This is a genomic window from Acidocella sp. MX-AZ02, assembly GCF_000306035.1.
Classification (GTDB): domain Bacteria; phylum Pseudomonadota; class Alphaproteobacteria; order Acetobacterales; family Acetobacteraceae; genus Acidocella; species Acidocella facilis.
The window spans coordinates 1-26,066 of record NZ_JH976207.1 but is presented as its reverse complement, the minus strand read 5'-3'; the positions used below and the strand labels follow the sequence as shown (position 1 = coordinate 26,066).

Genomic DNA, 26,066 nt, shown 5'->3' with positions numbered 1-26,066 from the left:
GCTAACGTTCAAACAGGAGATCATTATGACGATTGAACGCCAAATCCGCTCGCCCATCATGCACCGGGTCGTCACCCATGGCGAAACGCTCTATTTCGGCGGCATGGTGGCAGAGGACCGTACTGTCGGCATGGCCGGGCAGACTCAACAGATCCTGGCGCGCATGGAGGCGATGCTGACGGAATGCGGCAGCGATAAGAGCAAGGTGCTATCAGCCACGATCTTCGCCACCGATCTCGGGCTGAAGACGGAAATGGACGCGGTATGGACAGGGTTTTTCGGCGATGCGCTGCCGGCTCGCGCCACCGTCGGGGTGGCCAATCTCGGCACGCCGGAGACGCTGATCGAAGTGACCTGTGTCGCCACCAAATAACATCTAACAGGCCGCTGCAAAACGCCAGGGGATAGCGTCCTTTTCTCTGTTTAAGCCCGTGGTTTGTTGGCGCTGGTCAGCCTGAGGCTTGGTTTTGTTCTGTTCCGAGGATCAGGCGGGCTGTTGGCTGATCTCGTAGCCTGGATGGCGCGTGGTGCGGCCGTCAATGGCGCTTTTGTGCGGTGTGCCTGTTTTATAGACCGTGCCGTTGACAGCGATATGCGGGATCACCCTGCAGGCGCGCAGTTCACCGATGAAATCGCCAACATCGTAGGCTTTATCGGCCCCCGGCGTGATGCGCCTGTTGCCTTTGCGGCGGTCCAGCATGGTCAGCGTGACCGCGCGCTCGGCGGTGCCGGTGGCGGGGCTGAGGGTACGTTCCCCCACCAGGCCTTTACGGTTCTCTATCAGCACATGATCTTGCTGATTAGCTCGTCTTTCGGCTGACATCGCTGGCCGTCGCGTCCGGCAGCAACCTGCAGAGCAGGCCGCCAAAGACCAAGATCGCCGCTAACGCATAGATGCCAGCACTGGTCGTTCCGGTCAGCGTGGTAAGCCAGCCTACGAGCAGGGGACCGATAAAGCCGCCAAGATTTCCGAGCCCGTTGATGATCCCGCGCGCGCCGCCGGCCACACCAGGCGGGAAAATCAGACCCGGAATCGACCAGTACGGGCCGGAAAGAGCTTTCGAAAGCAGACCCGTTATCACAATCAACGCGAACGATATCCATTTGTAGTGGGGAATGAAAGCCGCGACCCCGAAAGCGAAGCCGAAACCACACAAAGTGATCGCGCACCATCCGCGCCGATTCCCCTTGCGGTCGGACAGGGCGCTGGAGACATCTCGAGCCTGGCTCGCCAAACGCCCGTCGATATCGATTGTTGCCCGTGACCGGGGCGGCGGATATGGCGAGGCGATTGCAAAAGGGCTGCCTGAAGCCCGGCAGGTTGCCGATCGTTGGCATCTCATGGAGAATTCGAGCCGAGCGTTTCTGGACGCCGTAGCCAAGTCCATGCGGCAGATCAGGCAGTCGGTTGGCAGCAACGACATCGATCCCAAGCTTCTCACCTACGCCGAGAAGCTGCAATACGAAGGCTACCAACGACGGCAGGAAACAAACGAAGCGATCTTGAAACTCGCGAACATAGGGACCTCCATCAGGCAAATTGTCCGGCAAACAGGTCATAGCCGAAAGCTCGTTCGCGACGTTTCGCGCGGACAGCGACTGGACGTTTTCCGTACCCAGCCAAGCTCTCTGGATAGCTGGTTGCCGTGGTTGAACAGTAGATGGGAAAGCGGCGCCCGCAATGCTTTGGCGCTCTGGCGTGAGATGCGCGCGGAAGGCTTTGCCGGTCAGAGCGGTGTCGTCTCGCAATGGGCACAGCGCCGGCGCCTCGCTGAAAAGGCCAATCAAAGTGGATTTGCACGCACGCCCTCCGCCAAGGTCATTGCCCGCCTGATGACCTCGGCACGGGACGAGCTTGCTAAATCTGAAACGATTCTGGTGGCGGTTATCGAGGCAAGCGTCCCTGAATTGGTCGCGGCGCGCAAAGCGATTGGGGACTTCCAATCCATGATCCGCTCAAAGTCAGCGGCAAAGCTCGATGAATGGCTGGAGATTGCCAAAGGCAGCCTCATCGGGTCATTCGCCAATGGCGCCGAAAAGGACCATACGGCTGTCAGAAACGCGATCGTCTCGCCATGGTCGAACGGACAGACTGAGGGGCAGATCACGCGCCTCAAACTTATCAAGCGACAGATGTATGGGCGCGCGAAACTTGACCTGCTGCAGGCGCGCGTAGTCGGCGCATGAGCGTCGCCAGCAGCAAATGTGAGTCAGAGCCAATTCTCGGTGGAAAAATCCGGCCTTCCAGGGTCAGATCTCAGCGGAAATCAACATTGCCCGCCTGGATCCCGGCGTTTTGGGTCGCAACCCGGCGGGCGGCCGCCAACATCAGCGCCATTGTCAGCTCAGCAATCGACTGCCCGTTACCTGCCGGTGCGATCAGGACCGGGACGCCACGTTCAGTCGCGGTCGCTATATCGACATTATCAAAGCCAACGCCATGGCGGGAAATCAGCTTGAGGCTCGATCCGGCCGCGGCGAAGGCCTGGGCGTCGAACGGCAAGGTGCGGGAAATCACCCCGTCCACGGCCTCGCGGCGCAGATGCTGGAGCATTTCCTCGGTGCCGCCCTGCCTGCTGGTGAAGATCACCCGGCACCCTTCGGCACGGAGAACCTCCTGCCCGGCTTCCGCTAGCGTTGGCGCACTAACCAAGATCGTTGCCGACATTTCCACCTTTTTGATCGTTTCGGCGGTCACCATTGCGCAGGGATTGGTTGAGCTCTAGTTTCTAATTTTCACCAAAAGCAAACTTTCACGAAACGGTCTTATGGATATTCGCGACCTCGCCTATTTCGAGGCCATCGCAAGGCTGGAAAGCCTCACCCGCGCCGCTGCCGAGGTGGGGCGCACAAAGCCGGCGCTGAGCAAATGCATCCGTCGTCTCGAAGATCGCGTCGAAGGTGCATTATTCGAACGACGCGGCCGGCGTTTGGTGTTGACCGCAGCGGGGCAGACGCTGCTGTCTCATGCGGTGAGGATGCGCGCCGCGATGGCCGACGCGCTCAGAGACGTTGCGGAAATGGCCGGGGGCAATAAAGGGCATGTCAGGCTGGGACTTGGCACCTCAATCGTCGAAACCCTCTTGCCTATCATCGCCGACTGGCATCGCGCCGAGGCCGGCCGGACCACGCTAAAATTGCAGATCGGCTTAAACGATTCGCTGCGGCGAGAGCTTGTCGATGATCATCTGGACGGGATTGTGACCACCGTTCAGGCGAGAGATGAGTCCAATCTAGCCCGGGAAAACTGGGGGGAGGATGATGTTGTCGTCGTCGGAAGAAAAGGCCACCCGCTTGATCGCCGTCGAGCCGCGACGATCAGCGAGCTTTCTGCATTCCAGTGGGTTCTGGCCTCCCGCTTCGTCGCCAGCCGGGACTGGTTGGACAATGTTTTCATTGCCCGTGGATTTGACCCGCCAAGCGTGCAAGTCGAGATCGGGTCGGCCCAACTCGTGGCCGCCTTCATAGACGGAACCGACCTGCTCGGATTTGTGCCACGGCAGATTTTACGGAGCGACCACGCGCGCAAAACCCTGGTCGAAATTACCAGTGCCGATATTAAAATGCATAGAAGCCTGGGGTTCATCACGCGCAAAGCAGGCTACGTCCCGCCTGCGTTGATGCGGCTTAACCGAAGACTGAAGACGGCCATCGAAGCGGAGGGGGAAGGACGCACCTAGGCGAAAAGCCACACGAAATGTTGTCAGCATTTCAAACATCGACCATGAATTCAATGGCCTGCAAATCTTCTCCGAGGTGGAAATGCAGGATTGGCCGAAAGGAGCGAAAATGTTTGCCGGAAAAGTCGTTTTGATCACAGGTGCCACGGCGGGAATAGGGAAGGCAACCGCGCAGCTATTCGCCGAACGGGGCGCTACCCTGTTGCTGACCGGACGCAACACAGACGCCGGTAACGCGTTGGCTGCTGAATACGGAGCCCAGTTTCTGGCGGCGGATATCGCCACCCCGGAAACGCCGGCAAAACTCATCGCCTGGGCCGAGCAGAGCCATGGCCGGCTGGACGTCGTTGTGAATAATGCCGGCATTCTGTTCCAAGGCGATGCGCAGGCCTGCAGCGATGAGCAATGGGACTTGACCTTGGCGGTTAACGTCACCGCCGCTTTCCGCCTCTCCCGCGCCGCCGTGCCCCTCATGGCGCGGCAGGGGGGAGGCGCGATCGTCAATGTTTCCTCGGATTGGGGCCTGGTCGCCGCAAAGCAGGCCGTGGCTTATGGCACCAGCAAAGGCGCGATCGTCCAGCTCACCCGCAGCATGGCGATCGACCATGCACGCCAGAAGATACGCGTGAACGCGGTCTGTCCCGGGGACACCGACACCGCGATGCTGCGCAGCGAAGCCTCCAGCGAGGCCCACTTGCGCGATATGGCGGAGGCGATTCCCCTCGGTCGCCTCGGTCACCCTCGCGATGTCGCCGCGGCGATCGCGTTTCTCGCATCCGACGATGCCAGCTTCATCACCGGCGCGATGCTGCCTGTCGATGGTGGAAACTCCGCGATGTGAATGCGAGACCCGAACTGGATGCGCCCTTGGTTGAGCCGGCTTTGTATCGTTCAAGCTCCGCTGGCGTTCGGGACGGGCCGCATGTTGGCTGAGTCTCAGGAAACAGGCGCACGGCGAATGCGGAAGGGCGGGCTGCGGGAGAAAGGGTGCCTGCCACATCCTGCGGAGAGCGTTTCACACACTCCCCAACGGGTTCGAAATCAGTAACCGCCAGCTTCCATCGGCACCGTCCGCTTCAGATCAGGTCATTGAAATTGCCCGTGAACAAAAAGCCAGCGTGTTTTTCATCAAATGAAAAACACCCTACGTGCCGCAAAAGGTTCGATAGATGCCCTCGCCCGGCGCTGGCGGCTCGGCATAGGCGGCAAAGGCGGCTTGGTCGTCATAAGGGGCGGCCAGGATCGCGAGCAATGTTTCAAAGCCGGAGACATCGTTCTTTTCAACGGCCTGTTCGAGCGCGGCCTCGACGCGATGATTGCGCGGGATGAAGGCCGGGTTGGCGCGGCGCATCGCGGCACGGCGGGCCTGCGGGGCAAGATCCTCCTGCGCCAGCCGTGCCCGCCAGCGCGCTGCCCAGCCGGCAAAGCCACTGAACAGTGCCGTATCTGCTTCGGGATTTACGGCGGCGTCGCATAGCCGCCGGAAGGTGAGCGTGAAATCGGCGCCGTGTGCCGCCATCAGATCGAGCAGCTCTTGCGCCAGCGCGGCATCGCCCTCTTGCGCCGTGGCCAGCCCCAGCTTGCGCCGCAGCCCGTCCAGATGCGCCGCGGCGAATATCTCGCGGAAGCGCTCCAACGCCGCGCTGGCCAGGGCCAGAGCGGTTTCCTCATCAGGGCTGATCATCTTCAGCAGACATTCCGCCAGACGGCAAAGATTCCACAGCGCGATGTCCGGCTGGCGGCCATAGGCATAGCGGCCGCCCGCATCGATGGAGCTGAACACCGTGGCGGGATTATAGGCGTCCATGAAGGCGCAGGGGCCGTAATCGATGGTTTCGCCGGAAATCGACATATTGTCGGTATTCATCACCCCATGGATGAACCCGACCAGCAGCCATTGCGCCACCAGCGCGGCCTGGCGGGCAATGACGCCCTCCAGCAGCGCGAGATAGGGCGCAGGAGCGGACGCCGCCTCGGGATAATGCCGGGCGATGGCGTAGTCGGCCAGGCGGCGCAGACTTGCCTCGTCACCGCGCGCGGCAAAGAACTGGAAGGTGCCGATGCGGATATGGCTCGCGGCGACGCGGGTGAGGATGGCGCCGGGTAGCGCCCTGTCGCGCCACACGGTCTCGCCGGAGACCAAGGCGGCGAGGGCGCGCGTGGTGGGGACGCCGAGCGCCGCCATGGCCTCGCTCACCAGATATTCGCGCAGCACCGGGCCCAGCGCGGCGCGCCCATCGCCACGCCGGGAGAAAGGCGTGGGCCCCGCGCCTTTCAGCTGGACGTCACGCCTTGTGCCGTTCTGGTCAAGCACCTCCCCCAGCAGGATCGCCCGCCCGTCGCCCAAACGCGGCACGAACTGGCCGAACTGGTGACCGGCATAGGCCATGGCCAGGGGCGCGGCCCCTTGAGGGATGCGAACACCGGCGAAAATCTCCGCCCCCTCCGGCGTGGCCAGGCGCTCAGGGTCCAGCCCCAACTCACGCGCCAGCCCGTGATTGAGCTTGATGAGGCGCGGGGCCGCGACCTTGGTTGGCAGAACGGGGGCAAAAAACCCTTCGGGCAGCCGCGCATAGGAATTATCGAAAGCAATGTGCGGCGTCATCGGTGGGGAACCTCCTGCGGGCCGTGGACTTGAACAAGAGGATTCGCCTTGAAATACGCCCGTATGGCTTTGACGAAAACAGCGACGTTGGCAGACGCAATGCGCCGCGCCTGGTAGGCCACACTGACCGGCAACGGCGGCGGCGCGAACTCTTGCAGAATGAGGGTGAGGTGCCCGGCCCGCACGGCGTCCGAGACCTGGTAGGAGAGCGTTCGTGCGATGCCAACGCCGGCCTGCGCGGCCGCGATCGCCGCGTCGGCACCGTTGACGATGAGGCGAGGCTCCACACGCATTGTTTTGCGATCGGCGCCGAAGGGCCATTCATTGGTGGCGCCAATGCCTTCGAACAGGATGATATCATGCGCTGAAAGCGCCGCCGGTGAGGCCGGCGCGGGGCGCGTTTGCAGATAGGCCGGACTGGCGACGAGGACCGGGGTGGCGAGGCCCAGCGTGACCGCGATCATGCTGCTATCGGCAAGCTCGCCGACGCGAACGGCAACGTCCACACCGTCTTCAAACAGGCTGACATTCCGGTCGGATAATGTCAGATGGATCGAGAGCGCGGGATGTTCGTGCAATAGCGCATTCACGATCGGCAACACGTATAAGCGTCCGAACAGAACCGGCGCGGTGACGCGCAAGGTCCCGCGGGGGTTCGCATCCTCGCCACGGACCCGCCGCTCCGCCATCTCGAAATCGTCCAGGATGCGTTTGCAATCCTCGAGATAGATCTGGCCGCGTTCGGTCAATTGCACAGATCGGGTCGTGCGGTTGAGCAGCATAACTCCGAGCCGCGCCTCGATCTGCGCGACGGATCGCGTCACCACGGAGGGTGAAAGCCGCAGGCGCCGCGCCGCCTCCGTAAAGCTGCCCTGGGCGGCAACGGCGGCGAAAATGCGCATGGCTTCGAGATTATCCATATATAATTGCTGAAACAGCAATAAACTTTTGTCAACGCGGCGGATTATCGTGCCCGCATTCGGCGTTTACATCACGCTTCACACCGCAAATGGCGGTTCACTCCAGGAGAAACCCATGTCCCGCATTACCGTTCCCACCTTTGAAACCGCCCCTGCCGCCTCCCAGACCATGCTGGAGGCCGTGCAGAAGCAACTCGGCGTCATCCCCAACAGCTTTCGCGTCCTGGCGCTGAGCCCTGCCGCCTTGCAGGGGCTGCTCGGCCTGAATGGCGCCTTGGGCAAGGCGCTCGACCTTAAAACCCGCGAGCGCATCGCCATTGCCATCGCGCAGAGCAATGATTGTGACTATTGCCTTTCAGCGCACAGCTATATCGCTCTGAACCTCGCCAAGATCGATGCCGGTGAAATCGCCTTGGCGCGCAAAGGTCGTTCGGCCGAGCCTCGGGCCGATGCCACCCTCAACTTTGCCCTCAAAATTAACGAGCGACGCGGCAAGGTGAGCGATGCCGATGTGCAGACGCTCAAGGCAGCCGGCTTCAGCGATGCCCAGGTCGTGGAAATCATTGCCGTGGTGGCCGAGAATATTTTCACCAACCTGCTCAACATCGCGGTAGGCACTGAGATCGACTTTCCGCTCGTGTTGGCGGCCGAAGCCGCGTAACCTCTCAGCGGCCCGCGCGTCAATGTAAATGCAAGGGGCTCCGGATTTGTCCGCAATCGATTAGAGCCTCAAGCTTTTAGCGCGAGGCTCTAACTTTTGTATTCGCGAGCAATTTCGCGTTTTTTCTTGACCCTGACGCGTCAATCTAAACATCTGATTTTCTACCGGCTTCACAATAGCAAAGGTCACGGCGGCAAGGCACGGAATAAGCCGAGGCGGAAACCCCCTGAAAATATCACGAAAATGTCTTGCTTTTGGACGGCGCGAGCGACAGGAACGTGCCGAACGCATCGATGTCAAGCGGCGGACTGAAGAAATAACCTTGATAATTCAGGCAGCCGACCTCGCGTAGGCGATTGAGCTGCTCGCGCGTTTCAACCCCCTCTGCGATCACCTGCAGGTTCAGCTTGCCGGCAAGTTCGATGATGGCTTGGGTGACGACCATGTTCCGCGCGTTGGTGAGCATGTCCCGGACGAAGGATTTGTCGATCTTGATCTGGCCGAGTGGAAAGCGGTTGAGAACGCTCAAGGACGAATAGCCCGTGCCAAAATCATCCAGCGACCAGCTAATGCCGATCGCCTTCAATGCGATCATCTTGGCAACCGTTGCATCGACATTGTCGATGAACATGCTTTCCGTGAGTTCCAGCTTGAGTTTCGAAGGGGTGACGCCGCTGAGGCGGATAATTTCCGATACAGTCTGGACGAAATCGGGCTGGCGGAATTGCGAGGCGCTGACATTGACCGCCATGGTCAGATGCTGCGTGTGCTGCTGGGCTTCCCACTGCGCAAGCTGGGCACAAGCAGAACGCAGAACCCAGTTTCCGATGGGAACGATGAGGCCTGTTTCCTCGGCAAGCGGGATGAATTTTACCGGCGGCACATTGCCCATCTTGGCGTGCCGCCAACGGATGAGAACTTCGGCACCAACCACCCTTCCCGCCTCGTTGATCTGAGGCTGATAGTGAAGCTGGAAATCACCATTCGCGATGGCTTTGCGCATTTCGACGTCCATCGTGCGACGTACCGAAAGATCCGCGTTCATGATGACAACAATGAAAATCAGCTCACCCATCGCAATCAACGTATTGGTCCAGGCGCCGATCTCCGCGGCACTGGCGGGAATGACCAATTTCGGGTCGTGAAAGCTGATCGAGGTATTAGAAAAGACAACAAATCCAATCAGGCAGCATGCCGGCATGACATATTTCATGTAGACGCTGCCGTCGCGGAATACAAAATAGCCGCCGAGGGCAACCGCGAGAAAATGTAAATGTGTGGCGCGGTACACGCCAACCGGCACAGTGTCGAAGAGGCAGGCAACGGCGATGAAAAAGGGCAAAAGATGCCCCGCGAGCGAAGCCGCCGCAGCCAATCGTCCCTGATAGGCAAACCAGACCAGTGTGATTCCGAAGACGACCAGGTCAGCATTCAGCGCCGCCAGGACCGGCCGGTCAAAATGAATGAAAGCCGCACTCCAGCCAAGGCCAACCAAGATGGTTATCAGGCCAGAGCCAAGTAAATTGGCCATCACTCGTCGTTTGTGAGCATTACCTTTCATAACGATTAATGCTTTTAACATTAAATTACGTGCACGTACAACATGCCAAAAACAGGCCTCCGGATCGGTCCTCCCGGAACATGCGCCGGTCACGATGGCGACGTCTCGACCAATGGCATCCCCTGACGCTCTTACATTCGTGCGTGACAAGGCGCCAGGGATGAGCACCGAGACAGGATCTGCGTATTGATTTCCGCTGCCCGTCCATGACAGACGTCGGCCGGCGAGACATTGCTCAGGCTCTCACGGTATCTGCGGTTATTGTAACGCTCGATGAAGGCGCCGATCTGGCGTTCGAGGTCGTCGGGCAGGTAATCGCTTTCGAGCAGGATGCGATTTTTCAAGGTCTGATGCCGGCATTCAATTTTGCCTTGAGTTTGTGGGTGGCTAGGTGCAGCTTGGATATGTTCGATATTTCGCCGTCACAGCCATTTGGCAAGGTCGCCTGCGATATCACACGGCCCGTTATCGGAGAGCAGGCGCGGCTTGTGCTGGACCTTGGCTGGAGCACAGCCCGAGGCTTCGAGAGCGAGGTTCAACATATCGGTAACATGCTCGGCCTGCATGGTGGTACACAGCTTCCAGGCAATAACGAAACGTGAATAATCGTCGAGGATGGTTGAGAGATACATCCACCCCGAGCCGATGAGTTTCAAATATGTAAGGTCTGTCTGCCAAACTTCGTTGGAGACAGCGGTTTTGACTTTGAATTCATAGCCGCGTTAACGATGACGAAGGCCGGCGAGGCAATCAGATCATGCGCCTTGAGCAGGCGATAGGCGGATGCCTCGGAGACAAAACAGCTGTTTTTGTCGGTAAACGTCACGACCAGTTCACGTGCCTTCGCGGGCGTTAACAGACTTCTGCTGATTTCGTCAAACCTCAACTGGGGCCGCATGCGGCATCACCAAGCCGTGATTGAAGCCGCAAAGTCGGCTGTCCAAATTAAAAAGACGATAGGTGCGGCCGCCGACGGTAAAATTTCATTGGCCGCGCGCGCAGATTATGCGGCGGCCGCAGCAGTGGCACTGACAATGAGCGAGGCGCCGGCCAGCTTTGAGTTGGCCGGTGATACCGCCTGGACCTTATCGGTTCTTGCCGCAGAAATATCGAGGCAAGTTGGCAAAACAATTGATTATGCGGACATGACCGAGATCGATTTCAAAACCGCTCTTATCGCAGCAGGCTTGCCGGATGATCTCGCTGACCTCCTGGCCGATGCAGATGCAAAAGCAGCCAATGGTGCGCTCTTCGATGAGAGCGGCGCGCTCAGCCGCCTGATCGGTCGGCCGACAACGCCTGTGGCGCAAACGGTCCACGAAGCGCTGAACGCCTAAGCTGCCGGTTTCGTAGGCAAATCGCGCGGGAGGTCGGCTTACATATCCCGCCGGCAAGCACCCGACCTCCCGAAACAACTTCAAACTAAACTAAAAAGACAAGCTTCTGCATGCACATCATCAGATCGCGATTTTGTGCGGCCGGCTCATCTGCAGGCCGAGTTGTTTCATGTGCCGCGGGTCGCGGAAACTCGCACAGGCCTATGACAAGGACGCCCTTTGCGCAGCCTCTCGCGCATAACGCGCAGGAGACACACCCTCGCGCTGCGAAAAAGCCACACTGAAGGAACTGGCTGACTGATAGCCCACCTGTGCCGCGACCGCCGCCACCCTGCCGCCATTTCGTAACAGAGTTTTTGCCAACGCCATCCGCCAGGTCAGCAAATATTCCATCGGCGCCAGCCCCACCTCGCGGCTAAAACGCTCGAAAAACGCCGAGCGGGACAAAGCGGCTTCCTTTGCTAGATCCGCTGCACTCCAAGCCCGTTCTGGCGCTTCGTGCATTCGCCTGATCGCGACTGCCAGCCTTTCATCCGCCAGGCCGCGCAGCAGCCCGGGTGACGCCCCAATTTCGGCGGCTGATCTCAAGGCTTCGATCAGCACCACCTCCAGCAGATGCGCCAACACGACCTGCTGCCCCGGCTTATTTGCACGATCCTCCTCCCCGACCAGCGCCACAAGCGTTGCCAGGTTTGATTGGCCCCGAACATGCATCAATTCCGGCAGGAGCGAGACCAGCAGCGCCGCATCCGGCGAAGAAAATTCACAATGCCCGATCAAATTCCGTACATTGACCGGCCCATCCAGATCTCCCAACCTGAACTCACCGGACGGCAAACGTACCGGCTCAGAGAAGGGCGTCTCTTCCGCCTCAGGATGCAGGCTCATCATGATGCAATCCACCGCGGCGGGAATCAGCACGAAATCATTCACGCCCAGTGTCAACGCCTCGCGCCCTTCCACTTGCAGCCGGCAACTCCCTTCCACCACGGCACCATAGAAAAGATGGCCATCCCCCTCTTTACGCAGCCGCCACGGCCCTGCGCCGCTGGCCACTTTGGAAAACTTCATCCGGGGCCGGAGCAACGCGACGATTTCAGCGAGAGGATCAGTCATCTGGACTCATTCAAATGAAATACGGACTTCTTATTATATACCGTCCTGGCATGCCGATCTATCTTCTTTCGGTACTCACCGCAGGACACATCATGAAATCCATCCTCATCACCGGTTGCTCTTCGGGCTTTGGCCTGGAGACCGCGAAATATTTTCTCGAACGTGGCTGGCGGGTCATCGCCACCATGCGCACCCCGGATGACAACGTTATTCCCCCTACCTCCAACCTGCAACTGTTGAAGCTCGATGTGGCAGACCAGAGCAGCATCGCGCAGGCCATCGCCGATGCTGGCGATATCGACGTGCTCGTGAACAATGCAGGTATCGGTTGGCTGAACGCACTCGAAGGCACGCCGATCGATATCATCCGACGTATCTTCGAGACCAACACCTTCGGCACCATGGCGATGATTCAAGCTGTTTTGCCGCAATTCCGGGCGCGCAAGTCCGGCACCATCATCAACGTCACCTCGACCGTGACTTTACGCCCGCTGCCGCTGCTCTCGGTCTATACGGCCAGCAAGGCGGCAGTGAACGCTTTTACCGAGTCCTTTGCGCTGGAGCTTGAGCCTTTCAACATCAAGGTGAAACTCGTTCTCCCTGGCCTTGCTCCAGAGACCCGCTTCGGCGAGAATGCCCGCGCCCTCAGCCCAGGTGCGCTGGAGTTTCCAGAACCCTACGCCCCGCTGGGCCAGGCCGTCATTGCGGGCCTGATGGGCGCGCATGAGGAATTTACCCGACCTTTGGACGTCGCGGAGGCGATCTGGCGAGCCGCCACGGATGATGCCGTCCCAACGCGCCTTCCGGCCGGGGCTGACGCCGTCACATGGTCAAAACAAGTCTAATGTTCTGAGCAAATCTGACGAGCCACAATAGCGCCGTCTCGCCGTACCGCCGGCCTTAGACAGGAACCAGTGTCATCGCGGGTCAAATCGCTAGACAACCACACGCTCCTTGAGATTGGCTAGTCTCCGGCATAAGGCCGTCTGACGACTGCGGAATTGCATGCGCCTCGGTCGGAAAACATGTGTTTTCCGACCGAGGCTTCAAATGATGTACAAACATAGTACGTTCAAATTTCTCTAAATTCGACGAGTTCAGCTTCAATATCTTTGGAGAGCACCACCGGGAGGTATTTATATTACAATTTGCGGTATCAGATCTTTCAGCGCAACGGAGACATTCACGCATTTTTCTTTCGTATCTCGGGAATCCCTTGCTTTTCTCATCGAATTATAAATGTTTTAGCTAAAGACAAATGAACGCCTATTGACTGATGAAACTTCGTTTAAGACCTTAGCGTATGACCAATGGAAATTACGCGGACCTCAGGGCGCTACGCTGCATCATTGATAATGGCAGCTTTGTTGGAGCGGCACGGGAATTGCGGGTGTCCCGCTCCGCCCTCAGCGAAACAATCCGCCGCCTCGAGCAAAAGCTCGGCACACAGTTACTTAACAGAACCACGCGCAGTGTCAGCTCAACCCCGGCTGGCGCCCGGCTTTCCTCCAGATTCAGCGAGGCCTCGGCGGAGATCGAAGCGGCAATCGCTGAGGCCAGGGCTGCGAGCGGCGAAGCGGCTGGGCACGTTCGTGTGCATGCGCAACGGCTGGGTTATGACTTGTTTCTACGCCCGTTTCTGGCCGGCTTTGCTAAGCGCTTTCCAAAAATCACTTTGGATATCCAAATTGACGATGCTGCAATTGATATTGCCTCAAGTGGATTCGATGCTGCGATACGGCTGGGAGAATTGGTCGAACGGGATGTCATCGCCTTTCCTCTGCACTCTGAACTGCGGCAAATAGCCGTTGCAGCGCCTGGCTATCTTGCAAAGCATGGGGTTCCGCAACATCCAAGGGATCTTCGCGAGCATCTCTGCATTTGTTTCCGTTGGCCAGGACACGCCACATTGTATAGCTGGGAGTTCTATGAGCGTGGAAGCTGGTTTTCCGTGCCTGTATCCGGCCCGTTGGTAATCAACGATCAGCGGGCAACGATCGACGCCGTAGCCGCCGGGGCGGGCATTGCTTTCTGGGTTGAGAGCGAAATTCAACCCTATCTGAATGATGGTCGCCTCGTGGCGCTGCTGACCGATTACGCCGCCGGCTTCCCTGGATTTATGCTTTATTATCTGCCCCAGCGCCATCGCTCCGCGGCGGCCACCGCCTTCATCGCCGCTGTACGGGAGAGCGTAAAGCCTCGCTGATTATACCCTCTTTTCCGTACAACCCATTCGGAAGGTTCAGTATTAACCTGATGATGCAGGCACTTTAAATAGCCCTTTGCAAATCAAAGGAGCTTTTGATGGAACAGACCTTCAACATTTCTGAATTTACCGGCAAGGTTGCGATCGTTACCGGCGCCGCCAGTGGCATTGGCCGGGCCACGGTGGAACTGCTGCACGCTCGTGGCGCCCGCGTCATCGCCGAGGATCGTGACGAGAAGGTTAACGAACTTGCCCGGGACGGGATCGTGCCGCTTATTGCCGACGTGACGGAAGAAACAGCTGCGCAACAGGCCGTTGAACTAGCCATCGGCCAGTTCGGAAAGCTGGATATCCTTATCAATAATGCCGGCATTATCATCAACAAGCTGGTTATGGAGATGACGCTAGAGGACTGGGACCGGATATTTGCGGTCAATATCCGAGCTGCCTGGGGCGAAAGACCCGCCAGCCAGCTCTCCCGCACCAGCATGAGCCTCTGCGGCTGCGCCAACTCCTGCGGCGTGCACGGCCATAATCACGCCCCCGCGTGGGGAGCCAGCCTGCCGGTAGGGGATCTCAAATCCTTCTGGGGCGCACTGGGTTGCGCCTGCTGGGCTGTGTAACCCCATGCCCGCCTCGCTCACGCCGCGGTTCATCCAATCCATCCTCGCCGCCCCGCTGCTCTGGCCCGTCGCACGGCTGGCGCTGGTCTCAGCCTATCTGCTTGGCGGCGTGACCAAGCTGCTGAATTTCCCGGGCGCGGTGCAGGAGCAGGCGCATTTTGGTCTGCATCCGGCCTGGCTCTGGGCCGTCATGGCCATCATCGTTGAGCTGGGCGGCTCGGCGCTCGTGCTGGCCTACCGGACGGTCTGGCTGGGGGCGGGCGGGCTTGGCTGCCTGACCTTCGTCGCCATGCTAACCGCCGACCGTTTCTGGGCCCTGCAAGGGGCCGCGCAAATCATGGCCCTCAACACGTTCTTCGAACATCTCGGGCTCATCGCGGGCCTCGTGCTGGTCACAATGGCACCGTACCTCTCCCGCGCCAGCCTCCGGGCTTGAAGCCCGGCCCAAAACTCAAGGAACCTTAGAATGCGTCAGTTTCACGCCTTGTCCCTGGCCGCCGCCCTGGCGTTGGCCCTGCCGGCGGGGTCTGCCTTTGCTCAGGCAACGGACCTCTCCGTCGGCCCGCAATATGACACCACCCATGTCTACGTGCCGCCGCAGGATTTCGACCGATTCGTCGCCAGCGTCGTCGCCACGTTCGGGGGTCACACCTCGCACCAGGGCGTGTTTCAGGTCACGCCTACGCCGAGCCGGACCATCTCCCAGCTCGTGTTGACGCCGGTCGGCACAATCTCGGTTTTCGGCTTCAAAACCCCCATTCCCTACCCGTTCGGCGATGAACGCACAGGCTATCTGGTGACGGATATGGATGCAGCCGTGGAATCCGCCCGCCAGAATGGGGCTGCCGTCACCGTCTCCATTTTCCCCGACCCCATCGGCCGGGATGCTGTCATTCAATGGCCGGGCGGGGTGAATATGCAACTCTACTGGCATGTGAGGGCCCCGCATTACGGCGCGCTACAAACCGTGCCGGAAAACCGCGTCGATGTCTCGCCCGACAAGGCGGACGAATTCGTACACAGCTTCACCGCCTTCTCCCACGGCAAAATCGTCTCGGACAATCTCAACGCTCCAGGCGAAGAGATCGGCGAGCCTGGAGGGCATTTCCGGTTGGTGCGCATCGAATCCGGCTTCGGCCGCATCGCCGTTTATGTGACGGACGGGCATCTGCCCTACCCGTATGGGCGGGAAATGACCGGTTATGAGGTAAAAGACCTGCACGCCACACTTGCCAAGGCGCAGGCGGCAGGGGTGAAGCTGCTGGTGCCGCCCGTCACCGCCGGCGGCCGGGAGAGCGCAATGCTGCGGTTCCCCGGCGGCTATATCGCCGAAATCCATCAGCTTCTCGGCCAGTAACGGTCTCTCATGGCGCGTCAAGATCTTTTAACGAGTGGCCTGCTGGTGCTGGCGGCCTGCTGCGGCGGAACGGCTCACGCTCAAACACAGGCCCAGCCGGCCACGCCCGCTCGGCCTGCGATCATGTTTAACCGCTGGCAGGAGGATTGGTCGGCTCTGGCGGATAAGCGCATCCCTCCCGCCCCGCTCGACGGGCTGAAATATATCCCGCTCGCGCCACAAGACCCTAATACCTACCTCTCCTTCGGTCTGAATATCCGCGAGCGGTTCGAGAGCAACAACGCCGTGAATTTCGGCGTGAAGAATTACCCGGCACAAAATTACCTACTGAGCCGCACAGAGTTGCATGGCGATCTGCACATAGCCCGCCAGCTACAGGTGTTCGTACAGCTGCAAAGCGATTTCGCGCCCGGCAAAACGCGCCTGACGCCGGTGGATAAGAACCAGCTCGATGTCGAGCAAGCCTTCGCCGCCCTGACCGAGCCCGTGGCCGGCGGGCTCTTGCGCCTGCGCCTGGGCCGCCAGCAATTTGCGTTCGATCTGCAGCGCTTCATCTCCGTGCGCGACGGGCCCAATATCCGGCAATCCTACGATGCGGCCTGGGCGGATTACGAAACCGGCCCCTGGCGCCTCATCAGCTTCTACAGCCGCCCCGTGCAAGACCGGGATCAGGAGGTGTTCGACGATTACAGCTCAACCCGCCTCACCCTCTACGGCTTCCGTGTGGAGCGCCAACTTAGCGCCACCAACAGCCTGGCCGCCTATTACACCCATTACACCCAAGCAGGAGCCCATTATCTCTCCGTCTCCGGCAATGAGCGGCGGGAAAATTTCGACGTCCATATGTCCGGCAGCTCCGGCCCGGTCGATTGGGATGCCGAAACCATGATCCAAATCGGCCAGGTCGGACCTGACAGCGTCTTTGCCTGGGCCGTTGGCGCGGTCATTGGCTATAGTTTTCAGCAGGCGCCCTTAAAGCCCCGGCTCGGCCTGCAGATCGACGCCGCTTCCGGCAATTCCAATCCGCACAGCCACACTCTGCGCACCTTCAACCCCATGTTCCCCAACGGCGCCTACCTCACCCTGGCGGGCTATTCGGGCTATGTGAATTTCGTGCAGATCAAGCCCTCCATCACCCTGCACCCCACCCGCACGCTCAAGCTGATGCTGGCCATCGCACCGCAATGGCGGCAGACCACGGCGGATGCCGTCTATACCCAGCCCAACATCGCCGTGGCCGGCACGGCCGGGCAACCTGGCGCGTATACTGGTACATACGGCCAAATACGGCTGGACTGGGCCATCTCCCACTCAACCGCCTTCGCCATTGAAGCCGTACATTTTCAGGTTAGCAACGTCATCCGCCGCGCCGGCGGGCATAATGGCGATTATGTCGGGGTGCAGATCTCCTACGGCCTCTGAGCGGCGGGCTGGCTCTGCCGGCACGCCCGCATCTATTTAGTACACTGATTTAATTTGGCGTTTGCTACCCTCCGCGCCGAATATAGCTTCAAATAATTTTTGAGGTACAGTTGTTTAGCCGCTCCCTCCCGCCAATAGGAATATGTCTCAGAGATAAAACTTTACAAGCCAGATCTCTCCCGGCAGAGAAAGGGCATGGCGTATTCCCGCTTGCCTTTGCAACTGATTTCTGCCCGCACCGTCCTCACCCTGTCCGCACATCTTCCGTGGCGGCGCAAAGCGGTATGGCGTGAATGAAACAGGACCAAGCCGCCCCTCTCCCTGCCCTGGTCCCGATGAAGCGTGACAGCCTGGGCTGTAATCTAAGAAAGCTGATCTGCGATCAGAGCCTCGATAGCCAATATGTGCGCTTTTACCACAAGGTCAGCACCAGCATCCGCCTCGGCCAGATAGAAACGCCGCCTGCGGACCGGGGTTATCTCATCGGCGCCTCGATGACATCTGGCCATGAGCGGAAAATTTTCCAAAAGGGCCAATCAAATCTTCACCATTTTAATAAAGACGCGATCTATATCCGCGACTTTGAAGATTGTTACAAAGCCGATATCACGGGAGATTTTGATTTCGTTCTTATGGAACTCCCCAGCGCCGCTTTTCAGCAGTTGCGGGCCGACTTTGATCTGAAAACCACGGGTCGCCTGAATGATGTGCAGGCCAGCAGCGACCCGGTAATCGGCAATTTGCTGCGTGCGATGCTGCCGATGTTCGAACGTCCTGCGGAATACAGCCCCCTGGTACTGGACCAGCTCTGCCTTACCATCGCCGCGCATCTCTTCCAGCGCTATACTTTGGAACCGCAATCTTCCGGCGTGCGCGCGAGCTTCTTGTCCAAACGCCAGGAATCCTTGGCGAAGGAAATGCTCCGCAACAATCTGAACGGCAACCTCTCAGTTGCCGAGATCGCCAAGGCTTGCGGCGTCTCCGCCGGTCATTTCAACCGATCCTTTCGCGCCTCCACCGGGCATTCCCCGTATCAATGGCTGACCTGGAGACGCCTCGAAAAAGCCCGCGCGCTCCTACATGAAACCGCACTCTCCTTAGCGGAAATTTCAGTTGATTGCGGCTTCACCGACCAAAGCCATTTCACTCGCGTATTTTCTAGAGCCTTCGGCATGCCGCCTGGCCGCTGGCGGCGCGATGCATGAGCCTGAATCAATTGAAAGCTCTCTGTTGTCCAATCTATTTATGAGATATTGAATCGTTTGAACCACCTATATAATTATAATTATTTCTAGAACAGCTAGAAATTTTCTTTGGTTATTTCATTAATGTTGGCTAACATTAAATTTTTTTGTTTTGAAAATTAATAAATTAAGCGCCATCTTTGTCAAAGATGGGCGGGATAGTCACGTGGCTGCGGCCGCGCGGTCTGATTGCAATATCACAACAAAAATAAACAGGTCTCAGACGGTTTGGCGAATTGCATTGACCAGAGGCAGGAGTATTTATATCTTGCTAGATTTTTTGTGTCAGAGCGCTTGAGATAGCTCGATCATGCGGCATATTCGGGATTGATAATATTTTGCTGAATGGTTTAGGATGCCGTCAATCTCGAACCAACATGTTAAGTGTCCTTTCACCAAGTTCTATCCTTTTCTTCCAAGAGTTATCGTTTGATATGTCGATAGGATAATACGACACTGATGGTCGTGATCGGGTATGCATGGACAATGAGGATATACCGGCAAAGCCTGGCCCAATCGGGAAACTAGCCTTGAATGATGCGAGTAGGTTAGTAGGATAGTGGAATTCGGCTAGTCAGACTTGAGACTGGGTAAAGTGAACGCATCATCGGGAGACACAACATGCAGGCAAGCGCGGCTTCTTATATGGCGGCAACCCTGGCAGCGGCGGGGGTGCGGCGGGTTTATGGCGTGGTGGGGGATTCCCTGAACGGCTTTACCGATTCGCTGCGCGAACAGGGGCGCATCGAATGGAAACATATGCGCCATGAGGAAGGGGCGGCCTTCGCCGCCGGAGCAGAGGCGCAGCTCACCGGCCAGCTGGCGGTGTGCGCGGGCAGTTGCGGGCCGGGCAATCTGCATCTCATCAACGGGCTGTTTGACGCGCACCGTTCGCAGGCGCCGGTGCTGGCCATTGCCGCGCATATTCCCAGCACCGAGATCGGGATCGATTATTTCCAGGCCACGCACCCGGAAATTCTGTTCAAGGAATGCAGCCATTATTGCGAGCTGGTCTCCAACCCCCGTCAGCTGCCGCAGATTCTGGAACGCGCCATCCGCACTGCCTTTACCCGCAAGGGGGTGGCGGTGGTGATCATCCCCGGCGACGTGGCGCTGGAGGAGCTGAAGGCCCAGGTGCCTTCATTCCTGCTGCCGGAGCCGCCGGTGGTTCGCCCGTCCGACACGGCTTTGGACGAAACCGCCGCGCTGCTGAACGGCGCCAGCCGCACCGCCATTCTCTGCGGCGCGGGGTGTGAGGGCGCCCATGACGAGGTGATCGCCCTGGCCGCGAAGCTGCAGGCGCCGATTGTGCACGCGCTGCGCGGCAAAGAGCATGTGGAGTACGATAATCCCTACGACGTTGGCATGACCGGCTTCATCGGCTTCGCCTCCGGCTATAAGGCGCTGAAAAGCTGCGACACGCTGGTGATGCTGGGCACGGGCTTTCCCTACCGGCAATTCTACCCGGAAGCGGCGAAGGTGGTGCAGATCGACATCCGGCCGGAGGCGCTGGGTAATCGCTGCTCCCTTACCAAGGGGTTGGTGGGCGATGTGAAGGAGACGCTGAAGGCCCTTCTGCCGCGCCTGGCGCAGCAGAAGGATGAGCGTTTTCTGCGTGTGGCGGTGGCTGACTACCATGCCGCCCGGGCGGAGCTGGACGAACTTGCCAGCATCACCCCCGCCGGCAAGCATGTACATCCCCAGCAGCTCAACCGGCTGGTCAGCGAGCTGGCGGCGCCCGATGCTATTTTCACCTGCGATGTCGGCACCCCCACCGTCTGGGCGGCGCGCTATTTGAAGCTGGGCGGCGGGCGGCGGCTGCTGGGTTCCTTCAACCACGGCTCCATGGCCAATGCGCTGCTCCAGGCCATCGGCGCGCAGGCGGCGTTTCCCGGGCGGCAGGTGGTTTCTCTCTCGGGCGATGGCGGGTTTGCGATGATGTTGGGGGATTTTATTACCCTCTCGCAGTTGAAGCTGCCGGTGAAGGTGATCGTGCTGAATAACGGCACGCTCGGCTTCGTGGAGCTGGAGATGAAGGCCAATGGCTTTCTGGACACCGGCACGGACCTGCAGAACCCGGATTTCGCCGCCATGGCCCGGGCGATGGGGGTTAAGGGCGTGCGGGTGGAAACACCGCATGATCTGGAGGCCGGGGTGCGGGAGGTGCTGGCCCATCCCGGCCCGGCGCTGCTGGATGTGGTCTCCGCCCGGCAAGAGCTGGTGATGCCGCCTAAAACCACCGCGAAGGATGTGAAGGGCTTCGGCCTGTTCCTGCTGAAGGCCGTGATGGACGGGCGTGCCAGCCAAGTGGTGGATCTGACCAAAGTCAATCTGTTCCGTTAAAACGTCAGAAGATTTGAAGCTATCTCAGAAGGCTATAGTCGGCTAGAGTCTCTTTCATCTAATTTGACGCGTACCCTGAGTTTCTGAGGTAGTTTGCGCATTCCTGGGGTTTGAACTCGTTGAGCAACCTGCCGATGCGTTTCCAGGTTGCTTCAACGGTGCGTTCGGCGGCCTTACGGAGCAGGGTTTTGAGTTTGGCGAAGACCTGCTCGATGGGATTGAGGTCTGGGCTGTAGGGCGGCAGGAACAGGAGCTTGGCGCCTGCCTCACGAATAGCCTTGCCTACGGCAGGGCTTTTATGGCTGCCGAGATTGTCCATGATGACGATGTCGCCTGGCGACAATGTCGGCACCAGCATCTGCTTGATGTACGCGGCAAAGCTTTTGCCGTTGATGGGGCCGTCCAGGACGAATGGCGCATCGATCCGGTCTGACCGCAGAGCCGCCAGAAAGGTGAGGTTTTCCAATGGCCATGCGGAACTTGGGCTCGCAGTGCTTTGCCACGCGGCGACCAGCCACGTGTCCGGGTCATATTTGTCTTGGCCCAGGTCTCATCCAGAAAAACCAGCCGCTCAGGTGCAAGCCTGCCCTGATACGTCTTCCAAAACCGGTGCTTGCGGGCCACGTCGGGGCGATCCTGCTCGGCGGCGAACAGCGTTTTTTTTGAAGCTGAGCCTGGCGTCACGCACCAGGCGCCAGACCGAGACCTCGCTGGTGACAATGCCGCGGGCACCAAGCTCAATCGCCAAGGCCCGCATCGTCAAATCCTTCTCCTCCTCAAGTCGGCTAAGAATCCAAGCCTGATGCGGCGCCAGAGCGCGAGCCTGCTGACGGCCTTGCGGTTTGGCCGCCGCACTGCCCGTCTGCCGCAGCCGTTGCGACCACTTCACAGCGCTCGCAACGCTCACAGAAAACAACGCCGCTACCTCTCGGCAGTAAGCGCTGTGTCAGCCTGTGAATTTCGACTGGGCTTATGAAGCATGGCGCCTGAGAACCTGACTCTGAATGGTAGTGCGCCTAACCTTTTCGTGTGATTTTTCTTGTGAGCAGGCGAATATGGGCGAGCAGGAGCCATGCGGTAGCACTGGCGATTGTAGCTTCGAAATCTTTGGCGAGGCGGCGGCACCGGCCGAGCCAGGCGAAAGTTCTCTCGACACCCTCCAGCAGCCTTCCACCGGCTTACGCCGGCGGAACCTTTGCTGCTTCCGCCCAACGGCGGGGCAGGAGTTCAAATCCTTCTGCTGTGTCGGAGCGTTTTACGATTTGGATGGTCCATTTCCCGATCTTTTCGAGGCGTCCTTGCAGTTTAGGTCCGGCATAGCCGCCATCGGCGAAAACATGCCTCAGCAAAGGATATTTCTTGCGAATGGATTTGAGCACGCCGGGCGCACCATCGCGATCTTGAACATTGGCGGGGTGGATAACAAGCCCGACGAGGTTCCCGAGCGTATCGGTGACGATATGCCGTTTGCGCCCCTTGATCTTCTTACCCGCATCGAACCCCCGCGGCCCGCCCGCCTCGGTCGTTTTCACTGATTGGCTGTCGATCACGCCCGCGGTTGGCGATGCCGTGCGTCCGGCCAGCTCCCGCGCCTGCGCGACCAGCGCCTGGTTGATGCGTACCAGAGTGCCATCACGGCTGAAACGGTAAAAATATGCTTGCACCGTCGTGAAGGGCGCGAATTCCCTGGGCAGTTGCCGCCATTGGCAGCCAGTGGATAGAATGTAGAGAATCGCTTCAACAATCACGCGCAGCGAGACAGAGCGCGGCCGCCCCAACCGCGCCGGTGCTGGCATGAACGGCACGATCAAAGCCCATTCGGCATCAGTGAGATTGCTTGCATAGCGCAAGCCGGCCCGGCAGTATCGCCGTCGAGCGGTTTCAGTCCAAGTCATCGTGATTCCGTCAGTTGTTGCAAACCAACAGAATCACAACTAACTGAAATCGCTCAACTATCATTTTCGTTCAGATTCTGAGGTGCTTTACGCGGTGTTTTTGGTAGGCTGTGATTTCCCGGGCGAGCGGCAACCTCGGGTCGAAGCGCAGGTGGGTAATGGAGACGTGGACGGCCTTCTCGTTAGCCGGGATTTCCAGGCGGCACATAATGCCGCCTTCATCTCCGGCATAATTGGCGGCGGTGATGGTGGCCGTTGCGCTGGCGTCGGCGGTGATGTTTTGCGTTTTCAGCATTGCGGCGAGTTCCGGCGTAACGCGGGCGGGCAAGGGCAGTGTGCCTTGCAGTCGCGCCAGCAGACGCTGCATCTGGATCGGGTTGTCGATCACGCCGCTGCCGGTAATTCGGCCATGCCGGTGGGGCGCCAGTTCCATGGCAACAGAGCCTCGATCTCGGTGATCTTCGTCCGGCCTGCAACGATGCGCTCCAGCACGTCGGTCAGATAGGCGAACGGATTGAGGCCATTCAGCTTGGCCGAGGCGATCAGGCTCGCGCAAATGGCCCAGTGCTCAGCCCCGGAATCATTGCCCGCGAACAAGGCGTTCTTGCGCCCGAGGGTAATCGGACGGATTTCGCGCTCGACCGTATTGGTGTCGAGTTCCAGCCTGCCATCGTCGAGGAACCGGATCAGCCCTTCCCAGTGGCGCAAGGCGTAGCGGATGGCTTCGGCAAGTTTCGTTGCTTTCGAGATGCGCGGCAGTTGCTGGTCCAGCCAGTCGTGCAGCGCCTCGACAAGCGGCCGTGAACGCGCCTGCCGCACGGCCTGGCGATGCGTGGCCGGCTGGTTGCGGATTTCAGCCTCGATCTCATACAGTGCCGCGATCCGCGCCAGAGCTTCCGCCGCAATCGGCGATTTGGTCGAGGCATGCACTTCAAAAAAACCGCGCCGCGCATGGACCCAGCAAAAGGCCAGTTTGACCGAAGCATCGGCACGCGCCTTCACCACCTGCCCGAACCCGGCATAACCATCAACCTGCACAATGCCGCGGAAGTTGGCGAGATGCGCGGTGGGTCGCATTCCTTTGCGGTCCTCGGCATAGACATAGGCCGCCGCCGGCGGCGCCGGGCCGCACCATGGCCGGTCATCGACGGCGTAGCACCAGAACCGGCCCGTCTTGGTCCGCCCCCGACCGGGGTCGAGCACCGGCAAACCGGTGTCATCGGCAAAAATCTTCTCCGCCGCCATGATGTGGCCCACCAGACGATCATAAACCGGGCGCAACCACCAACAGGCCCGGCCGATCCAATCGCCAAGGGTCGAGCGATCGAGCGTGATGCCCTGGCGTTCAAAAATCTGCGCCTGGCGGTAGAGCGGCAGGTGGTCGGCAAATTTACTGACCAGAACATGGGAGATCAGCGCCTCGGTCGCCATGCCGCCATCGATGGGGCGTGGCGGTGCCGGGGCCTGAACAATCGGCGTATCGCACGCCTGGCAGATATAGCGCGGCCGGCAGATGACCTTCACCCGCAATTGCGCCGGCAGAATATCCAGCATCTCGGCGCGGCTTTCGCCAACGCGCTGCAACTCACCCCGGCAGCAGGGACAGCTCGTGTCCGCAAGATCGATCACCACCTCGTAGCGCGGCAGCTCAGCCGGCAGTTGGCCGAGATTGCGCTGACGGCGCACAGGCTTGGTGCTGGACTTCTGCCCGGTTTGCATCTCAGCTTCAGCCCGGGCTTCGCCCGCCGCGGCACCAGCCCCCATGGTCTGCTCAAGATCCTCCATGACCAGCTGCATCTGCGCAGCATCCAGCTGCTCGGAACGCTTGCCGAACCGGTGCCGCTGCAAGCCCTTGATCATGATGTGAAGCTTGTCGATCTCGGCGCGCAATCCGGCATTCTCAAGCGCGGCATTGGTGACCAATTCGCGCAATGTGCCAGCATCGTCGGGCAGATTTTCAAGGTCGATGGCCACGGCTGAGTCTGGCAAAAACCCTGGTGTCGTGTCAATCAATCTTGTGGAGGTGGCTGTTTAACCGGCCAGCTCCGGGCGCAGACTGCGCACCGGTGCGCGCCACTCGCAACCCTCAAGCAATGTCGCCAGCTGACCCGGCGAGAGGGCAACCAAAGCCGCACCTGTCTGTGGCCAGGCAAACCCGCCGCGCTCCAGCCGCTTGCTCAAAAGGCATAGCCCGACACCGTCATGCCACAGCAGTTTCACCAGCCCGGCGCGCCGGCCGCGGAACGCAAACACCGCACCTCCAAAAGGGTCCTCGGCAAAGCCGCGCTGCACCAGCATCGCCAACCCGTCCATGCCCTTTCTCATGTCGGTCGGCCCGCAGGCAAGGTAGACGCGAACCCCAGAACCCGGCGCGATCATGCGCTCTTCAACGCCGCCAACACGCGCCCCAATGCCGCCTGATCAACATCCGAACCCACCCGCACGACCATGCCGTTTGGCAGCGCAATCTCAATCAGTTCGCAGTCCTTCGCCGCGCCGCGCGGCTTTTGCCGGCGCGATGACGTGGCAGCCTGGTCGGGCATCGCCGGAAGCTCGCCCGGGGCTGCCAACGCTTGTGACGGCGCAACCACCGCCTGAGCAAAATTCAGAGCCGGCGGCAGAGGATCGCCAAGCCTGCCTTCCCGGAATTGCTGACGCCATACACTCAATTGCCCGCTACCGATGTCGTGCTGCCGGCAGATCGCTGAAGGCAAAACTCCAGGCGTCAAGCTAGCCAAAACAATCTCACGCTTCTCGTCAGGCCGCCAGCTCCGCCGCGCACCACGCGTGATAACCTCAACCCGCTGCGGCGGAGCACTCGTATGAGCGCTCGTACGAGCACTTCTTAAAATCTCGGCATCATCCTTGACGCCAAAATCCGCCATCCCAATAAAAATTCACAGGGGGCCAGGGACACAGCGCTTACTCTCGGCAGGAACGGCCAGACAAAACAGCCGCCGCTACCCGCTCCCTCAAATCATTCGAATAATGCCGACCCATCTCATGCTGACCTCCAATCCAGCATCAAGCCTGAATCAGATTTTCGCCCGCGCCGGAATCCCAAAACGATTCAGATCGTCAGAAAGAGACTCTAGC

26 protein-coding genes and 2 pseudogenes are annotated in these 26,066 nt (G+C 59.6%); 14 read left to right on the top strand and 14 right to left on the bottom strand.

From position 1 onward, the window contains the following. Positions 1–25: 25 nt before the first annotated feature. Entirely contained in the window at positions 26–373 is a 348-nt protein-coding gene (locus tag MXAZACID_RS00140; protein WP_039884623.1) for a RidA family protein, read from the top strand. A 111-nt stretch (positions 374–484) separates the two neighbouring features. Here MXAZACID_RS00140 and MXAZACID_RS00135 read toward each other — a convergent pair whose 3' ends face one another. Continuing rightward, entirely contained in the window at positions 485–787 is a 303-nt protein-coding gene (locus MXAZACID_RS00135) for a hypothetical protein (RefSeq protein WP_008491938.1), read from the bottom strand. A gap of 13 nt (positions 788–800) precedes the next feature. Continuing rightward, positions 801–1,157 carry a hypothetical protein gene (locus MXAZACID_RS00130; RefSeq protein ID WP_327796164.1) on the bottom strand — a complete coding sequence of 119 codons (357 nt, stop codon included), beginning with the start codon at positions 1,155–1,157 and terminating at the stop codon, positions 801–803. On the opposite strand from MXAZACID_RS00130, the gene MXAZACID_RS00125 reads away from it, so the two are divergent. Then, positions 1,117–2,187 (top strand): transposase, encoded by a 1,071-nt coding sequence (locus MXAZACID_RS00125; RefSeq protein ID WP_205619705.1) that lies wholly within the window; start codon positions 1,117–1,119, stop codon positions 2,185–2,187. The genes MXAZACID_RS00130 and MXAZACID_RS00125 overlap by 41 nt on opposite strands. Before the next feature lie 70 nt (positions 2,188–2,257). On the opposite strand, the gene MXAZACID_RS00120 is transcribed toward MXAZACID_RS00125, so the two are convergent. Beyond that, on the bottom strand, positions 2,258–2,701 hold the full coding sequence (locus MXAZACID_RS00120) for a D-isomer specific 2-hydroxyacid dehydrogenase (protein ID WP_008491934.1): 444 nt from the start codon (positions 2,699–2,701) through the stop codon (positions 2,258–2,260). A gap of 67 nt (positions 2,702–2,768) precedes the next feature. Here MXAZACID_RS00120 and MXAZACID_RS00115 point away from each other — a divergent pair, with 67 nt between their 5' ends. Beyond that, positions 2,769–3,680, top strand: a complete 912-nt coding sequence (locus tag MXAZACID_RS00115) for a LysR family transcriptional regulator (protein ID WP_008491933.1) — start codon at positions 2,769–2,771, stop codon at positions 3,678–3,680. A 109-nt stretch (positions 3,681–3,789) separates the two neighbouring features. Continuing rightward, on the top strand, positions 3,790–4,521 hold the full coding sequence (locus MXAZACID_RS00110; RefSeq protein ID WP_039884622.1) for an SDR family NAD(P)-dependent oxidoreductase: 732 nt from the start codon (positions 3,790–3,792) through the stop codon (positions 4,519–4,521). Positions 4,522–4,824: 303 nt separating this feature from the next. Here MXAZACID_RS00110 and MXAZACID_RS00105 read toward each other — a convergent pair whose 3' ends face one another. Together MXAZACID_RS00105 and MXAZACID_RS00100 are read right to left on the bottom strand one after the other, a co-directional pair. After that, a complete protein-coding gene (locus MXAZACID_RS00105) occupies positions 4,825–6,285 on the bottom strand; it encodes a YdiU family protein (RefSeq protein ID WP_008491931.1) in 1,461 nt (486 codons plus the stop codon). Continuing rightward, positions 6,282–7,205 (bottom strand): LysR family transcriptional regulator, encoded by a 924-nt coding sequence (locus MXAZACID_RS00100; RefSeq protein WP_039884799.1) that lies wholly within the window; start codon positions 7,203–7,205, stop codon positions 6,282–6,284. The genes MXAZACID_RS00105 and MXAZACID_RS00100 overlap by 4 nt, the downstream gene beginning before the upstream one ends. A gap of 115 nt (positions 7,206–7,320) precedes the next feature. On the opposite strand from MXAZACID_RS00100, the gene MXAZACID_RS00095 reads away from it, so the two are divergent. Continuing rightward, on the top strand, positions 7,321–7,866 hold the full coding sequence (locus MXAZACID_RS00095) for a carboxymuconolactone decarboxylase family protein (RefSeq protein ID WP_008491929.1): 546 nt from the start codon (positions 7,321–7,323) through the stop codon (positions 7,864–7,866). Between the two features lie 235 nt (positions 7,867–8,101). Here MXAZACID_RS00095 and MXAZACID_RS00090 read toward each other — a convergent pair whose 3' ends face one another. Both MXAZACID_RS00090 and MXAZACID_RS19930 read right to left on the bottom strand, forming a co-directional pair. Beyond that, positions 8,102–9,397 (bottom strand): bifunctional diguanylate cyclase/phosphodiesterase, encoded by a 1,296-nt coding sequence (locus tag MXAZACID_RS00090; RefSeq protein ID WP_008491928.1) that lies wholly within the window; start codon positions 9,395–9,397, stop codon positions 8,102–8,104. A 209-nt stretch (positions 9,398–9,606) separates the two neighbouring features. Beyond that, positions 9,607–10,298 (bottom strand): annotated as a pseudogene (locus MXAZACID_RS19930) (transposase); the annotation flags it as partial. On the opposite strand from MXAZACID_RS19930, the gene MXAZACID_RS00080 reads away from it, so the two are divergent. Further along, positions 10,237–10,764, top strand: coding sequence for a hypothetical protein (locus MXAZACID_RS00080; RefSeq protein WP_144052582.1), 528 nt, complete (start codon positions 10,237–10,239; stop codon positions 10,762–10,764). The pseudogene MXAZACID_RS19930 and the gene MXAZACID_RS00080 overlap by 62 nt on opposite strands. Before the next feature lie 201 nt (positions 10,765–10,965). Here MXAZACID_RS00080 and MXAZACID_RS00075 read toward each other — a convergent pair whose 3' ends face one another. Continuing rightward, positions 10,966–11,880 carry an AraC family transcriptional regulator gene (locus MXAZACID_RS00075; RefSeq protein WP_039884621.1) on the bottom strand — a complete coding sequence of 305 codons (915 nt, stop codon included), beginning with the start codon at positions 11,878–11,880 and terminating at the stop codon, positions 10,966–10,968. A 50-nt stretch (positions 11,881–11,930) separates the two neighbouring features. Here MXAZACID_RS00075 and MXAZACID_RS00070 point away from each other — a divergent pair, with 50 nt between their 5' ends. The 8 genes from MXAZACID_RS00070 (at position 11,931) to poxB (ending at position 21,075) form a co-directional block, all read left to right on the top strand. Beyond that, on the top strand, positions 11,931–12,725 hold the full coding sequence (locus MXAZACID_RS00070) for an SDR family oxidoreductase (RefSeq protein ID WP_240376481.1): 795 nt from the start codon (positions 11,931–11,933) through the stop codon (positions 12,723–12,725). 458 nt (positions 12,726–13,183) lie between these two features. Then, positions 13,184–14,086: a LysR family transcriptional regulator gene (locus tag MXAZACID_RS18070; protein ID WP_039884620.1), complete on the top strand. Its 903-nt coding sequence runs from the start codon at positions 13,184–13,186 to the stop codon at positions 14,084–14,086. 98 nt (positions 14,087–14,184) lie between these two features. Continuing rightward, complete coding sequence (locus tag MXAZACID_RS00060) at positions 14,185–14,709, top strand: SDR family NAD(P)-dependent oxidoreductase (RefSeq protein ID WP_008491919.1); 525 nt, start codon at positions 14,185–14,187, stop codon at positions 14,707–14,709. Between the two features lie 4 nt (positions 14,710–14,713). Further along, positions 14,714–15,145 (top strand): DoxX family protein, encoded by a 432-nt coding sequence (locus tag MXAZACID_RS00055; protein WP_008491918.1) that lies wholly within the window; start codon positions 14,714–14,716, stop codon positions 15,143–15,145. 30 nt (positions 15,146–15,175) lie between these two features. Continuing rightward, positions 15,176–16,066 (top strand): VOC family protein, encoded by an 891-nt coding sequence (locus tag MXAZACID_RS00050; RefSeq protein ID WP_008491917.1) that lies wholly within the window; start codon positions 15,176–15,178, stop codon positions 16,064–16,066. Between the two features lie 123 nt (positions 16,067–16,189). Next, on the top strand, positions 16,190–17,488 hold the full coding sequence (locus tag MXAZACID_RS00045) for an alginate export family protein (protein WP_008491916.1): 1,299 nt from the start codon (positions 16,190–16,192) through the stop codon (positions 17,486–17,488). Between the two features lie 335 nt (positions 17,489–17,823). Next, positions 17,824–18,693, top strand: coding sequence for an AraC family transcriptional regulator (locus MXAZACID_RS00040; protein WP_205619704.1), 870 nt, complete (start codon positions 17,824–17,826; stop codon positions 18,691–18,693). 660 nt (positions 18,694–19,353) lie between these two features. Next, the gene (poxB, locus tag MXAZACID_RS00035) at positions 19,354–21,075 is read left to right on the top strand and encodes a ubiquinone-dependent pyruvate dehydrogenase (protein ID WP_008491913.1); all 1,722 of its coding nucleotides are present in this window, start codon (positions 19,354–19,356) and stop codon (positions 21,073–21,075) included. A gap of 58 nt (positions 21,076–21,133) precedes the next feature. Here poxB and MXAZACID_RS00030 read toward each other — a convergent pair whose 3' ends face one another. The 6 genes and pseudogenes from MXAZACID_RS00030 to MXAZACID_RS00005 all read right to left on the bottom strand — a co-directional run bounded on the left by MXAZACID_RS00030 (position 21,134) and on the right by MXAZACID_RS00005 (position 25,855). After that, the gene (locus tag MXAZACID_RS00030) at positions 21,134–21,541 is read right to left on the bottom strand and encodes an IS630 family transposase (RefSeq protein WP_008491912.1); all 408 of its coding nucleotides are present in this window, start codon (positions 21,539–21,541) and stop codon (positions 21,134–21,136) included. A gap of 550 nt (positions 21,542–22,091) precedes the next feature. After that, a pseudogene (locus MXAZACID_RS00025) lies at positions 22,092–22,970 on the bottom strand (IS5 family transposase). A gap of 70 nt (positions 22,971–23,040) precedes the next feature. Continuing rightward, positions 23,041–23,403: a hypothetical protein gene (locus MXAZACID_RS00020; RefSeq protein ID WP_008491909.1), complete on the bottom strand. Its 363-nt coding sequence runs from the start codon at positions 23,401–23,403 to the stop codon at positions 23,041–23,043. After that, positions 23,355–24,860, bottom strand: coding sequence for an IS66 family transposase (locus tag MXAZACID_RS00015; RefSeq protein ID WP_371137068.1), 1,506 nt, complete (start codon positions 24,858–24,860; stop codon positions 23,355–23,357). Before MXAZACID_RS00015 ends, MXAZACID_RS00020 begins: the two co-directional genes overlap by 49 nt. Before the next feature lie 141 nt (positions 24,861–25,001). Further along, complete coding sequence (tnpB, locus tag MXAZACID_RS00010) at positions 25,002–25,349, bottom strand: IS66 family insertion sequence element accessory protein TnpB (RefSeq protein ID WP_008491906.1); 348 nt, start codon at positions 25,347–25,349, stop codon at positions 25,002–25,004. Next, positions 25,346–25,855 carry a transposase gene (locus MXAZACID_RS00005; protein WP_039884618.1) on the bottom strand — a complete coding sequence of 170 codons (510 nt, stop codon included), beginning with the start codon at positions 25,853–25,855 and terminating at the stop codon, positions 25,346–25,348. The genes tnpB and MXAZACID_RS00005 overlap by 4 nt, the downstream gene beginning before the upstream one ends. Positions 25,856–26,066 lie beyond the last annotated feature (211 nt).